We start from the raw sequence: 13,843 nt of genomic DNA on the forward strand, positions 1-13,843 counted from the left end.
ATAATGACGGAACAAAAAGAAAACTCCGCCGTGGTTGAAGAATCCGGGGACGTCGTGAACACCACGCCGCAACCCGAGGTCCGTAAGCCAGAAAATGCTGAGAAGAAAAATACCGGCGGGAAAACCAGTCTGGTGCTGAGCGCCGTTGCTATCGCTATCGCGCTGGCGGCGGGCATCGGTCTGTACGGCTGGGGTAAACAGCAGGCCGTCAACCAATCCACCACCAGCGATACTCTCGCCAATCAGCTCATCGCGCTGCAAAAAGCGCAGGATGCGCAGAAAGAGGCGCTGGAAACCACCATTAAACAACAGGCCGAACAGCTTGATGCGGCGAAAGCCCAGCAGAGCGAAATGGCCAAACAGTTGGATGAAGTGCAGCAAAAAGTGGCTGCTATCTCCGGCACCGATTCAAAAACCTGGCTGCTGGCCCAGTCCGATTTCCTGGTGAAGCTGGCCGGGCGCAAGCTGTGGAGCGATCAGGACGTGACCACCGCTGCCGCACTGCTGAAAAGCGCGGATGCCAGTCTCGCGGACATGAACGACCCCAGTCTGATTACCGCGCGCCGGGCAATTACCGAAGATATCGCCAGCCTTTCCGCCGTGTCGCAGGTTGATTTCGACGGCATCATTCTGAAGGTGAACCAGCTTGCTAATCAGGTGGATAACCTGCGTCTGGCGGACAATAATACCGACGATTCGCCGATGGACAGCGACGATGGCGAACTGTCGGCTTCGCTCAGCGAGTGGCGCGTCAATTTGCAAAAAAGCTGGCAGAACTTTATGGACAGCTTTATTACCATTCGCCGCCGCGACGAGACCGCCGTTCCGCTGCTGGCGCCGAACCAGGATATCTACCTGCGCGAGAACATCCGTGCTCAACTGCTTGCCGCCTCGCAGGCAGTGCCGCGTCATCAGCAGGAAACCTACAAGCAGGCGCTGGATAACGTCTCGACCTGGGTACGCGCCTACTATGATACCGATGACGCCGCCACGAAAACGTTCCTGAACGACATCGATCAACTCAGCCAGCAGAGTATCGCCATGGACGTTCCGGAAACCCTGCAAAGCCAGCCGATTCTGGAAAAACTGATGCAGACCCGCGTGCGTAACTTGATGGCGCAGCCCGCTGCCGCTCAGCCTACGGCAGAGCAACCGGCCGCCGCAGAACCTGCGCCAGCCCCAGCACAAGGAGAGTAATCGATGCTTAAAGTCTTATTACTCTTTGCACTGCTGATTGCCGGCGTGGTGGTCGGCCCGATGATTGCAGGTCACCAGGGTTACGTGCTGATTCAGACCGACAATTACAACATTGAAACCAGCGTCACCGGGTTGGTCATCATCATGATTCTGATCATGGTGGTCCTGTTCGCGCTGGAATGGATTCTGCGCCGCATTTTCCGTACCAGCGCCCATACCCGAGGCTGGTTTGTGGGCCGTAAACGCCGTCGCGCACGCAAGCAGACCGAGCAGGCGCTGTTGAAACTGGCGGAAGGCGACTATCAGCAGGTTGAAAAGCTGATGTCGAAAAATGCCGATCACGCGGAACAGCCTGTCGTCAACTACCTGCTGGCGGCTGAAGCCGCGCAGCAGCGCGGTGACGAAGCGCGCGCCAATCAACACCTACAGCGTGCAGCGGAAAATGCCGGTAACGATTTGATCCCGGTTGAGATCACTCGCGTCCGTCTACAGCTGGCGCGTCATGAAACCCACGCGGCGCGCCACGGTATTGATAAGCTGCTGGAAATCGCCCCACGCCATCCGGAAGTCCTGCGTCTGGCCGAGCAGGCTTATATTCAGACCGGGGCCTGGAGTTCGCTGCTGGATATCATCCCATCAATGGCGAAAGCCAACGTCGGCGATGACGTCCATCGCGCGGCGCTGGAGCAGCAGGCGTGGATTGGTCTGATGGACCAGGTGCGCGCCGACCAGGGCAGCGAAGGGCTGCGTGACTGGTGGAAGAATCAAAGCCGTAAAACGCGTCATCAGGTGGCCCTGCAGGTTGCCATGGCGGATCACCTCATTGAGTGTGACGATCATGACACCGCACAGCAGATCATCATCGACGGCCTGAAGCGTCAGTATGACGATCGTCTGGTGATGTTGATTCCACGTCTGCACACCAATAATCCGGAGCAGATGGAAAAACTGCTGCGCCAGCAGATCAAAACCGTGGGCGACCGCCCGCTGTTGTGGAGCACGCTGGGCCAGTCGCTGATGAAGCACGGCGAGTGGCAGGAAGCGAGTCTGGCGTTTCGCGCCGCGCTTAAGCAGCGTCCGGATGCTTTCGACTATGCCTGGTTGGCTGACACGCTTGACCGCCTGAAACAGCCGGAAGAAGCCGCTGCCATGCGCCGGGACGGGCTGATGCTGACGCTGCAGAACAATCCGCCAGCGTAATCTACGCGCTAGCAAAAAGGGGCCAAATGGCTCCTTTTCTTTTTTACCCATAAAAAAACGCCCGCTCTTTTTGGGAGCAGGCGTTAAACAGGTTTAATTCGACAACTAATGGGTGCTTCACTCAACGTTATGTCCATGGTGTCTGATGAGGCAAAAAAGCGACATCTGTCAGTGGACGATAAGCACCGTCAATGGCTCTGCATCATTCCTGAGTTTATGAGGCACAAGGCGAACATAAGAGATGGAATGAGCATCTACGCGGCGCATTATGTCATAAAATTTTGAGAAATGACATGTCTGGTTAAAGACAATATCGTCTTTTTTAACTCATCAAAAAACATGCCATCGCAGTCATTTCACTTTGCCGTTTTATTTAACCATAATAATAATCCACGGCAATATATAAATAATAAAACCAGATACCAATATCGACCTCATTCATGCGGCAAATTATTTAGAAATTAGTAACAATTGATTATTAATCCATTATCGCACCTGCGCTGTCATTATATTTACAGCAGAAGAAATTAAGGTATACGATTCTTCACAGGCAACGCCAGCCGTTGCTGTAATCTTTTATCCATAATTATTAGATAGTTGTTTTAACCTTCTTATCCAAGGCTGTTGTATCTATCAATAATATATTACCTGGAGATTATATAATGGATTTATCTTTCCCACGTAAGCTGCTGGCTGTAGCTATCATTACGGCGCTTCCTGCGTTCGCTAATGCGGTAGATACACCCGCGGTAGCGACAGCTAAGCAAGGTTACTCCGGTTACGACCACCCTAATCAATATCTGGTAAAAAAAGCGACATCTATTGCCGATAATATGATGCCGGTAATGATGCACCCCGAACAGAATAAAGAGGCGCAGCAAAAGCTGGCCGACATTGAGAAAAAAACCGGAAAAAAACCTAACGTTATCATCTTCATTCTGGATGACGTAGGTTGGATGGATGTTGGCTTTAACGGCGGCGGTGTCGCGGTTGGCAACCCAACTCCGGATATCGATGCCGTTGCCAGTCAGGGGTTAATTTTGACTTCTGCTTACTCGCAACCCAGTTCCTCTCCCACACGCGCCACCATCATGACCGGTCAATACTCTGTACACCACGGGATTCTGATGCCCCCGATGTATGGCATGCCCGGGGGGCTGGAAGGGTTAACCACCCTGCCGCAATTGCTGCACGATCAGGGTTATGTCACTCAGGCGATCGGTAAATGGCACATGGGCGAAAATGAAGGCTCACAGCCCCAGAACGTCGGCTTTGATGATTTCCGCGGGTTTAATTCGGTCTCTGATATGTATACCGAGTGGCGTGACGTCAACGTGAACCCAGAGGTTGCGCTAAGCCCCTCTCGCTCCGAATACATTAAAAATCTGCCGTTCAGTAAAGATGACGTTCACGCGGTACGAGGCGGTAAACAGGAAGCGATTGCTGACATTACGCCAAAGTATATGGAGGATCTCGATCAGCGCTGGATGCAGTACGGCGTAGACTTCCTCAACAAGATGGCGAAAAGCGATAAGCCTTTTTTCCTGTACTACGGCACGCGCGGCTGCCACTTCGACAACTACCCTAACGCCAAATATGCGGGAAGTTCACCGGCGCGCACATCCTTTAGCGACTGCATGGTTGAAATGAATGATGTGTTCGCCAACCTGTATAAAACACTGGAGAAAAATGGCCAGTTGGATAATACGCTAATCGTCTTCACCTCCGATAACGGCCCGGAAGCGGAAGTCCCACCGCATGGCCGCACGCCGTTCCGGGGTGCAAAAGGGTCCACCTGGGAAGGCGGCGTCCGCGTCCCCACCTTCGTTTACTGGAAGGGGATGATCCAGCCGCGTAAGTCAGACGGTATCGTCGATCTGGCGGATCTGTTCCCAACGGCGCTGGCGTTAGCCGGTAAACCGGGAGCGGAAGTCTCTAAACTGGTACCCAAAACCACCTTCATTGACGGGGTCGATCAGTCCTCATTCTTCCTTGGCAGCAACGGGCAGTCTAACCGCAAGGCGGAACACTACTTCCTCAACGGCCAGCTCTCTGCCGTGCGTATCGATGAGTTTAAATATCATCTGCTGATTCAACAACCGTATGCCTTTACCCAAACCGGCTATCAGGGCGGCTTCACCGGCGCGGTGATGCAGACGGCAGGAAGCATGATGTTTAATCTGTATACCGACCCACAGGAAAGCGAATCTGTTGGCATCCGTCACATCCCTATGGGCGTGCCGCTACAGACCGAAGTACATGACTACATGGCTATCCTGAAAAAATATCCGCCAAAAGTCCAAATCAAGCTCTGACAGCCGCACCGATCCAGCTCGCCGGAAACATCTCCGGCGAGCTGGCTATTTGTGCGATGGGAATACCCGCTGCGCCTTCATGATGTCGCTGGCCGGGCGACCGCTGGCAAGCAGATCGCGCATCGCCTTCAGATACGGAGGCAAATGACGGAAGTAGTGGCGGAAACCTTCACACAGGTAGTTTTGCTCACCGCCCTCCGTTGAGATAAAACGATGCTTAGGGCAGCCGCCCCAGCACGCCCTCAGCACTTCACACTGCTTACAGGCCACCGGCAGGCGGGCAAATTTATCACGACCAAACTGTTCCTGCTCAGGGGTATCAACCATCTGCGCAAAGCTGTGTTGATGGAGATTGCCGAGCTGGAATTCCGGGTAGACATAGTGATCACAGGCATAAACATCACCGCTGTGCTCAACAACGATCGAGCGCCCGCAGGTAGGCTGATGATGACACACCGCACCGGGCGCGCCGACAAAGTTGGCAAAAGCCCACTCAATGTTCATCACAAACACTTTACCGACGTCGCGCTGGATCCAGCGGTCAAAAATCGCGGTAAGAAACTCACCGTAGGCTTTCGGGCGAACGGACCAGGCCGTGACCCTCTCTGCTGAATGCTCACTCCCTGGCCCCTGCAGCGAAAGCCCCACATTGGCTTCCCGCGGGCCAGCCAGGCGCTCGACGACCGGGATAAACTGGATGAATTCCACGCCGGATTCACACAGAAAATCATAAACTTTAAGCGGTTGCTGTGCGCTTTGCCGGTTCACGCAGGCCAGAACATTGTAATCAACACCGTGTTTTTGCAGTAGCGCCAGCGCGCGCATCACCAGCTTGTGCGTGGGCTTGCCGCCTTTTGTCAGACGATAGGCGTTGTGAATCTCCGCCGGGCCATCCAGAGACAGGCCGATTAAAAAACGCTGTTCGCGGAAAAAGAGGCACCACTCGTCATTCAGCAACACGCCGTTGGTCTGAAAACTGTTGCTGATGCGTCGACCCGCGCCGTATTTAGCCTGTAACGCCACCGCGCGACGATAAAAGTCCAGCCCCAGCAGCGTCGGCTCGCCACCCTGCCAGGTAAAGGCCACTTCAGCCTGCGCTTCAACGGCGGCAATATAGTTTTTGATGTAGGCCTCCAGCGTCTGGTCACTCATGCGTGAGCACACGTCGGGGTAAAGCGCTTGCTTCTCAAGATAAAAACAGTAGGTACAGTTGAGGTTGCAGTCAGAGCCGCTGGGCTTGGCCATCGCGTGAAACGCGCGGATTGGGATCTGTTGGGGCATCGTCTCGCCATCCTTATGCACGGGAATGCTTCATCATAGTGAAGCATTTCTCAGCGAAAGGGGCGTTTTTTGCGCATAGCGAGAAATTCGGAAATGTGCTTGGAACGGAGAAAACAAAAAACCCCGCCGAAGCGGGGTTCAAAATTGGTCGGCGAGAGAGGATTCGAACCTCCGACCCACTGGTCCCAAACCAGTTGCGCTACCAAGCTGCGCTACTCGCCGAAATACTGCTTTTTGAATTTTTAGTTCAATTCGTTAAAGTCGTGGTGCGAGGGGGGGGACTCGAACCCCCACATCCTAAGGACACTAACACCTGAAGCTAGCGCGTCTACCAATTCCGCCACCTTCGCAAATTCACAACTCTATCAAATAATGGGGTGGCTAATGGGATTCGAACCCACGACAACTGGAATCACAATCCAGGGCTCTACCAACTGAGCTATAGCCACCACTGCAAATCTTTTACGCGGTCTTAAAAAAACCACCGCAGCTCCAGCACCGGGTAAATGGTGCGCCCGACAGGATTCGAACCTGAGACCTCTGCCTCCGGAGGGCAGCGCTCTATCCAGCTGAGCTACGGGCGCTTAGCGCCGTTGCGGGGTCGGATAATACGGACTTCCTACCCCGCTGTCTAGTGCCTTTTTAAAGAAAATTATCGTTTGCTCATGGTTTGTGCGTTTTGCTGCTTATTTCTGCACTTTTTGCACTTCAACGCCCTTGCCCATACCAAAAACCTTATAAACCACGGTCACGATGGCCAAAAACAACGCCCCCACAAACAGCGACATACGGGTATCGTCATTGAAGCCCATACCGATCAGCACACAAATCAGGAACGCCATGGTCAAATAGTTGGCCCACGGGAACATAATTGAGCGGAACGGATGGCTGGCAATCGCCGCTTTATGTGCGCGACGGAAACGCAGCTGGCTAATCAGGATAACAAACCACGGCACCATCCCCGGCAGCACGCTGGCGCTGTAGACGTAGACGAACACACGCTGCGGGTTTGGAATGATGTAGTTCAGGCAGGAGCCAATCAGCAGAATAACAATCGACACGCTCACCCCAACCGCCGGTACGCCGCTTTTGCTCACTTTACCCATCGCCGCAGGCAGCTGACGGTTTTTCGCCAGCGCGTAAAGCATGCGCCCGCAGCTGTACATTCCGCTGTTACAGCCAGACAGCGCCGCTGTCAGTACCACGAAGTTGATAATGCCCGCCGCCGCGGTGATACCGATTTTGGCGAAGGTCAGTACAAACGGGCTGCCGTTAGTGCCAATTTCATTCCACGGGAAGATGGTGACGATAACGAAAATCGCGCCCACGTAGAAAATCAGGATGCGCCACAGCACTTTGCCTACCGCGCTGCGCAGAGTCACCTGCGGGTTCCTGGCTTCACCGGCCGTCATGCCGATAAGCTCTACGCCCTGATAGGAAGCCACAACGATGCACAATGCCGTCAGGAAGCCCTTCCAGCCGCCCGCGAAGAAGCCGCCGTGTTCAGTGAGGTTGCTAAAACCGATGGAGGTGCCGCCGTTGCCAAAGCCAAAGAAAATCACGCCAAGACCAATGACGATCATCACGATAATGGTGGTGACCTTAATCATTGCGAACCAGAACTCAATTTCCCCGTACAAGCGCACCGCCGCCAGGTTCGCCAGCGCCACCAGCCCCACGGCAATCAGCGCCGGGATCCACTGCGCCATCTCCGGGAACCAGAACTGCACGTACACCCCTATCGCCGTAATCTCCGAAATCCCGACCGCCATCCACATAAACCAGTATGACCAGGCGGTGAGGTAGCCGAAGAACGGGCTCATATAACGGTGCGCGTAAACGGCGAACGAGCCGGTGACCGGTTCGATAAACAGCATTTCGCCCATCGAACGCATAATGAAGAAAACAAAAACCCCGGCCAGAATGTAGGCCAGCAGCACCGACGGGCCGGCCCACTTCAGGGTGCTTGCCGCCCCCATGAACAGGCCGACGCCAATGGTGCCGCCAAGGGCAATCAACTCAATATGACGGGCTTCCAGGCCGCGCTGGAGCTCCGGTTTATTCTCTGCCATAGATCCTCTTGTGTTTGCATATATACCCGGTCAATGCCGGTTTTATTTTTATAGAAAAAAGATGTCTTTCGGATGTGGACATATCCGTAGAAATACGGATACATCGTCAGGGCATGCGAATGGTTTAACAATTTCACACAAATGGCAAATATAAATGAGGGATAACGTATCGAGATTGTGAATGAATCACGCAGGAAATGCGTGATTCATTGCGAATAATGCGCGGAATATTCAGAGGTTATTGGTGTAATGCCAGCGTAAATAGCGCAGCAGGCGCAGCTGGCGCGTGATGCGGCTCGGCTGGGAAAACAGGCGATAAAGCCACTCCAGCCCCAGCGTTTGCCACACCTTAGGCGCGCGTTTGACGTGGCCGGTAAAGACGTCGTAAGTGCCGCCCACCCCCATGTAGAGAGCGTCAGGGTAAACCTGACGGCAGTCGCGCATCAGGATTTCCTGCTTAGGCGAGCCCATCGCTACGGTCACGATTTTCGCCCCGCTGTCGCGGATACGTTCAAACAACGCGGGACGCTGCTCGGCGGTGAAATAACCATCCTGGGTACCCACCAGATTGACGTTCCACTGCTGACGCAGTTTTTGCGCCGTTTCGGCCATCACCTCCGGCTTACCGCCGACCAGAAACACCGGTGTCCCTTCCGCGCCCGCGCGCGCCATCAGCGCCTCCCACAGGTCGGCCCCCGCCACACGAGACACATCAGCATTTGGGTATTTCTTACGTACGGATCGCACTACCGAGATACCGTCGGCATATTTAAATTCGGCGTCGTTAATCAACGCCCGCACTTCGGCGTTATCTTCCAGCGTCAGCATCTTCTCGGCGTTGATCGCCACCAGAGTCCCTTGCTTCAGATTGCCACCCGCATACAGATAGTCCAGCGCGTGCTGCATATTGCGCCAGCCGATGAGGTTGATCCCGCGTAGGGTATAAGTCGGCGCGGTCCGTAAGTCAGCCATTTTATCCTTCTCCAACCTGCGCTGGGCGTTTTAACCGCTGATGAATCAGCCCCGCGCTCTCAAACAACCAGTACAGCAATTTCGCCACCAGCAAACAGAAACCAAAGATGACCATAAAGAAGACGACGCGAGAACCGAAGGAATCCAAGCCTTCACGCGCGAGCACGATCATGTTGAAAATTGCGCCAAAACAGAAACTGTGCAGGATGGCCGCCTTATAGCGATTCGGCTCCTGGTTGCCCAGACTATACAGCCAGTCGAACCACTTAATAATCAGCCCTACCGCGACCGCGCCCAGCGGCACAAACCACATGCCGCCCATCACCACCAGCGAGCCAATCAGCGTCGGTGAGATAGCCAGTCCGGAGTGGTTGTTAAGCACTTCCCAGGTAAAGTAGTTGGCGGTATTCAGCACAATGCTTGGGCGCGATGGCCACAGCCAACTGGGGATAAAGACGTAAAAGTCGCGCACCATTGGCGCCAGGCCCTGGAAGTCGATCTTATCGTAGTTTTGCAGCAGCAGCGCCAGGTTCTCCCACGGCGAGAAAGTGTCGCGCGTCAGGTAAAGGAAGGTATAAAACGCTTCGTCACCACTGACGTTCATACCGTAGCGTTTCAACGCCAGCCAGAACATGCCAACAATGCCCAGCACGCCCGCCGCCACCAGCATCCACAGCGAAATCCAGCCGCGAATAATACCGATAAACAGGAAGATAGCGAAAGCGATGATAATGTTAGCTCGCGTGCCGCCGACGATAGCATAGGTCAGCAGGCCGAAGGCCACGGTAGCAATCAGGAAGCCAATCCACGCTTTAAAGCTCGGCTTGAGAAAATAGACAACCAGCATCGCCGGAATAAAGAAGTAAAAGAAGCGCTTAAGCGCGACCCCGGAGACCTCATTGGAAAAAATCTGGCTATAGGAGTGCAGCTTAAAGAGCAGAAAACCGTTGTGCAGGAAGAACGTGCCGACCGTCAACAGCGCAAGCCCCATCAGCAATACCCAGGTAATATGCGTCTCAACCCGATTCATGGTAAACAGCGGGCGGCGCGTGACCGTCGCATTGGCAGGGCGCAGCCGGGTTTTGTAAGTGACGTAGTACACCGCGTAGAAACAGACCGAAATCAGTAGCGTTTGCAGCAATACATCAGGCGGAGAAACGCCGACGCCGAAGCGAAACACCAGGGTACAGGTCAGCGGGAAGCCGAAGAAAAAAGTCAGCAGGAACAACAACGAAAAGAAGACGTTGAAGTTAAAACGCACGCGGCGAAACTCGAACCACGTCAGGGTGCCGATAAACAGCGTCGACAGCAGCCAGACGACGAACAGCCCGGTAAACTGCATTTCGCTCATACCGCTTCCCCCGCCGCCAGTTGCAACGCCCGATGCCATGGCGCCAGATAGTTAGGTTTGAAAAAGGCGATGGCGTTTTTGTCCACCAGCGCCAGCTGACGCTGGGCTTCTCGCACCACCGGCTCGGTGAGCACGTCGTCAGTAAACAACACCGGAATGTTCTGCTCGGCCATATCCAGCCAGAACGGGTTCTGACGATTCAACACGCAGGGAATCCCCGCCTGAATGAGCAAGCACAGCGTGCCAATACCCTGCTGGCGCGCAAAAATAAAATAGCCCAGGTCGCAGCGGCGCAACAAGGCAAGATAGGCGTCAAATTCCAGCTTTTCCCGCAGAATCTGCACATTTTCTTTGCTGAACAACGCCTGCGCGGCGTGGTCTACTTCAGCGATATAAGCCTCGTTATTGGCCGGATAGCCCATCGGTACGATCACGTTTACCGTGTCGCCAAACTGCTGGTGCACCGCCTTCAGCGCGGCAATGTGTTCGTTACTACGATCGCCAGAGTTGCCCACCAGAATGGTCAACTTGCCTTCTCGCGGCGTGGAATCCGCCAGCGAATTCAGCGCCGGATCCATCCGCGTCGGGAAATAGAGCACCTCACCGGGCACCTGCGGGTGCATATTGCCGAAATAGCTCAGATCGCCGCAGGTGGCGAACACGCGCCCTACGCGGCCTTGTGCCATCCGGCGCAGCGGATAGAACAGGCGGAACTTCAGGCCACGCGAGACTTCATACAGATCGGCTCCCCAGATATGCCAGCTCACCTGCGACGGCTTCAGGCCGCCGCTCAGTAACGCCAACCAGATGCCGGTATTAAACTGGCCGTGGAAGAAGAATCGCTGCTGGCGATTGGCCTTCGCCTTCGCCACCACGGCTTTCGCCAGCGCCGATTTATCGACGTAGCGTTCAATCATCAGCGAAGGGAACGCGGCCTCCAGGCCGTCGTCTTTGCTGACCACCATAAACTGACGGGCGTGTGCAGGCTCTTCGGCCAGCTCCTCGGCAAAAAACCGCAGCACTGTCTGGTTATGATGAGGGATATCCGATCCCAGGATATGTATCAGTTCGGTCATTGCCGTTTACGCCAAATTAAAAATACGCCGCTACACAGCGCGAAATAAACAATATAGGTCGCCATATAGGCCTGCGCCGCCCCCAGCGCACCGTGCGCCGGAATCAGCCAGTGCGAGAACGCCGTGAGCAGCGTGAACTGACTCAGTTCCGCCAGAATATAAAAGCGCAGCGAAGCCTTAGCGATGACTAAATAACCAAAAACGTAAGCGCCTACTTTCAATACATCGCCCACCAGCTGCCACGCGAACAGGTCGCGCATGGCGACAAACTTCGAGGAGAACAGCAGCCAGATAGCAAAATCGCGCAGCAACCAGACGGTCAGACTCGCCGCCGCCACGGCGGGTAATACAAACTTCAGCGAGCGGCCAATTTCGCGGGAAATATCCTGCTTCGCGACCAGGCGCGATAACGTTGGTAGCAAATAGACGCTAAACGAAGCGGTAATAAACTGTAGATAAGCGTCGGAGATACTGCTGACGCCCTGCCAAATCCCGACTTCATCCCAGCTGTAGTGCGCCGCCATCAGGTTTCGCATCATCACGTAGGCCACCGGCATCGTGACCGAGGTAATCAGCGCCATCAGGGTAAATTTACCCAACTGGCCCGCCAGCGCATTGTCCCACTGCGGCTTGAGATAACCCCACGGAATCTGGCCGCGCCGGGTTAACATCACCGCCCCGGGAATGACAATCAGCGCGGGCACCAGCGCCAGCCCCAGTAGCGCCCCCTCGTAACCGCCTAGCCGATAGCAGGCGTAATAGGCCACAACGCCAATCAGGCTCCCGGCGATCAACGACAGCGCATTACCCGCCGCATCGCGGAACCCTTTCATCAGCGCCAGCAGCAGGTTCGCCCAGGCGATGCCCATCTGTACCAGCGCAACCAGCCGTACCAGCCCCTGATAGTGGCTATGACCAAACAGGCCCTGACTTATCGGTGCCGCCGCCAGCAGGAAAATCGCCGCCAGTAGCGTCGAAAAACCCAACACCATCGCCGAGGAGGTGCCGACGACCTGCCGCAAGCGTGCCGGGTCGTCATGATGCTGGGCAACAAATTTCGTCACCCCGTTGAAAATACCGGCCCCGGCGAGTACGCCGAGCACGGTCACCAGTTGGCGGAAGTTACCCGCCTGGCCGACGCCCGAGGGGCCAAACGACACCGCCAGCAGCTTCACCACCAGCAGGCCAACGCCAATTTTTACCAGCGTGGACGCGGCGGTCCACACCGAAGCTTTTGCCAGCGACATATCAGGCGAAGTAGCTCAGCAGCGTATTGATCACCGTGCGCTGATTGACCGGCGACAGATTGTAGAACAGCGGTAAACGAAGTAGGCGCTCACTTTCTTTGGTGGTAAAGCGATCTTCACCGTGGAACTCGCCAAACTTCTCGCCCGCCGGACAGGAGTGCAGCGGAATATAGTGGAACACCGCCAGAATCTCGGCCTCTTTCAGCCAGTTAATCAGCGCGCTGCGGTCTTCAACGTCGCGCAGCTTGATGTAAAACATGTGCGCATTATGGTCGCAGTCTTGCGGAATCACCGGCAGGTCAATACGTCCGCTGTCAGCCAGCGGCAGCAGCGCATCATAGTAGCTCTGCCATAGCGCGAGACGTTGCTTGTTGATACGGTCGGCGGCTTCGAGCTGCGCCCACAGATAGGCGGCCTGCAGATCGGACATCAAGTAGCTCGAACCAATATCGCGCCAGGTGTACTTATCCACCAGCCCACGGAAGAACTGGCTACGGTTGGTGCCTTTTTCGCGGATGATTTCCGCCCGCTCGACCAGCGCACGATCGTTAATCAGCGTTGCGCCGCCTTCACCACCCGCAGTGTAGTTTTTGGTTTCGTGGAAACTGAAGCAACCGATATGGCCGATGGAGCCCAGCGCGCGGCCTTTGTAGGTCGACATCACGCCCTGCGCGGCGTCTTCTACCACGAACAGGTTGTACTTCTTCGCCAACGCCATGATGGTGTCCATCTCGCAGGCCACGCCCGCGTAGTGCACCGGCACGATGGCGCGGGTTTTGTCGGTGATTGCCGCTTCAATCCGCGTCTCATCGATGTTCATGGTCTCTTTATGCACGTCGACAAACACAATTTTGGCGCCGCGCAGCACGAAGGCGTTGGCGGTGGAGACAAAGGTATAGCTCGGCATGATCACTTCGTCGCCCGGCTGGATATCCAGCAGGATGGCCGCCATCTCCAGCGATGCGGTACAGGACGGCGTTAACAGCACTTTGGCGCTACCAAAGCGTTGCTCCATCCACTGCTGGCAGCGGCGGGTAAAGCCGCCGTCGCCGCACAACTTGCCGCTGCCCATCGCGGATTGCATGTAATCGAGTTCGGTACCCACGACTGGTGGGGCGTTAAATGGGATCAT

At 55.2% G+C, this 13,843-nt stretch carries 10 protein-coding genes and 4 tRNA genes; 3 read left to right on the forward strand and 11 right to left on the reverse strand.

Features of this window, described 5'->3' with window-relative positions; all coding sequences use genetic code 11:
• Window positions 1-3: 3 nt before the first annotated feature.
• The 3 genes from hemX (at window position 4) to K7B04_RS04025 (ending at window position 4,712) form a co-directional block, all read left to right on the forward strand.
• Window positions 4-1,197: a uroporphyrinogen-III C-methyltransferase gene (gene hemX, locus K7B04_RS04015; protein ID WP_167577160.1), complete on the forward strand. Its 1,194-nt coding sequence runs from the start codon at window positions 4-6 to the stop codon at window positions 1,195-1,197.
• A gap of 3 nt (window positions 1,198-1,200) precedes the next feature.
• Entirely contained in the window at window positions 1,201-2,397 is a 1,197-nt protein-coding gene (gene hemY, locus K7B04_RS04020) for a protoheme IX biogenesis protein HemY (protein WP_223803528.1), read from the forward strand.
• A gap of 662 nt (window positions 2,398-3,059) precedes the next feature.
• Complete coding sequence (locus tag K7B04_RS04025; protein ID WP_167577161.1) at window positions 3,060-4,712, forward strand: arylsulfatase; 1,653 nt, start codon at window positions 3,060-3,062, stop codon at window positions 4,710-4,712.
• Window positions 4,713-4,757: 45 nt separating this feature from the next.
• On the opposite strand, the gene K7B04_RS04030 is transcribed toward K7B04_RS04025, so the two are convergent.
• The 11 genes from K7B04_RS04030 to rffA all read right to left on the reverse strand — a co-directional run bounded on the left by K7B04_RS04030 (window position 4,758) and on the right by rffA (window position 13,843).
• Window positions 4,758-5,993: an anaerobic sulfatase maturase gene (locus K7B04_RS04030; RefSeq protein ID WP_223803529.1), complete on the reverse strand. Its 1,236-nt coding sequence runs from the start codon at window positions 5,991-5,993 to the stop codon at window positions 4,758-4,760.
• Between the two features lie 145 nt (window positions 5,994-6,138).
• Window positions 6,139-6,215: transfer RNA gene (locus K7B04_RS04035), tRNA-Pro, on the reverse strand.
• Window positions 6,216-6,257: 42 nt separating this feature from the next.
• Window positions 6,258-6,343: transfer RNA gene (locus tag K7B04_RS04040), tRNA-Leu, on the reverse strand.
• Between the two features lie 23 nt (window positions 6,344-6,366).
• Window positions 6,367-6,442 (reverse strand) — tRNA-His (locus tag K7B04_RS04045).
• Between the two features lie 58 nt (window positions 6,443-6,500).
• Window positions 6,501-6,577 (reverse strand) — tRNA-Arg (locus tag K7B04_RS04050).
• Window positions 6,578-6,679: 102 nt separating this feature from the next.
• Window positions 6,680-8,065: an amino acid permease gene (locus tag K7B04_RS04055; RefSeq protein ID WP_163448162.1), complete on the reverse strand. Its 1,386-nt coding sequence runs from the start codon at window positions 8,063-8,065 to the stop codon at window positions 6,680-6,682.
• 231 nt (window positions 8,066-8,296) lie between these two features.
• Window positions 8,297-9,037: a lipopolysaccharide N-acetylmannosaminouronosyltransferase gene (gene wecG, locus K7B04_RS04060; protein ID WP_163448161.1), complete on the reverse strand. Its 741-nt coding sequence runs from the start codon at window positions 9,035-9,037 to the stop codon at window positions 8,297-8,299.
• 1 nt (window position 9,038) lies between these two features.
• Window positions 9,039-10,388, reverse strand: a complete 1,350-nt coding sequence (wzyE, locus tag K7B04_RS04065; RefSeq protein ID WP_163448160.1) for an ECA oligosaccharide polymerase — start codon at window positions 10,386-10,388, stop codon at window positions 9,039-9,041.
• Window positions 10,385-11,464 (reverse strand): TDP-N-acetylfucosamine:lipid II N-acetylfucosaminyltransferase, encoded by a 1,080-nt coding sequence (locus K7B04_RS04070; RefSeq protein WP_163448159.1) that lies wholly within the window; start codon window positions 11,462-11,464, stop codon window positions 10,385-10,387. The genes wzyE and K7B04_RS04070 overlap by 4 nt, the downstream gene beginning before the upstream one ends.
• Window positions 11,461-12,711 (reverse strand): lipid III flippase WzxE, encoded by a 1,251-nt coding sequence (gene wzxE, locus K7B04_RS04075; protein ID WP_163448158.1) that lies wholly within the window; start codon window positions 12,709-12,711, stop codon window positions 11,461-11,463. Before wzxE ends, K7B04_RS04070 begins: the two co-directional genes overlap by 4 nt.
• A 1-nt stretch (window position 12,712) precedes the next feature.
• Window positions 12,713-13,843 (reverse strand): dTDP-4-amino-4,6-dideoxygalactose transaminase, encoded by a 1,131-nt coding sequence (rffA, locus tag K7B04_RS04080; RefSeq protein WP_163448157.1) that lies wholly within the window; start codon window positions 13,841-13,843, stop codon window positions 12,713-12,715.

This window comes from Kluyvera sp. CRP (genome assembly GCF_019930565.1).
In the GTDB taxonomy this organism is placed as follows: domain Bacteria; phylum Pseudomonadota; class Gammaproteobacteria; order Enterobacterales; family Enterobacteriaceae; genus Kluyvera; species Kluyvera georgiana_A.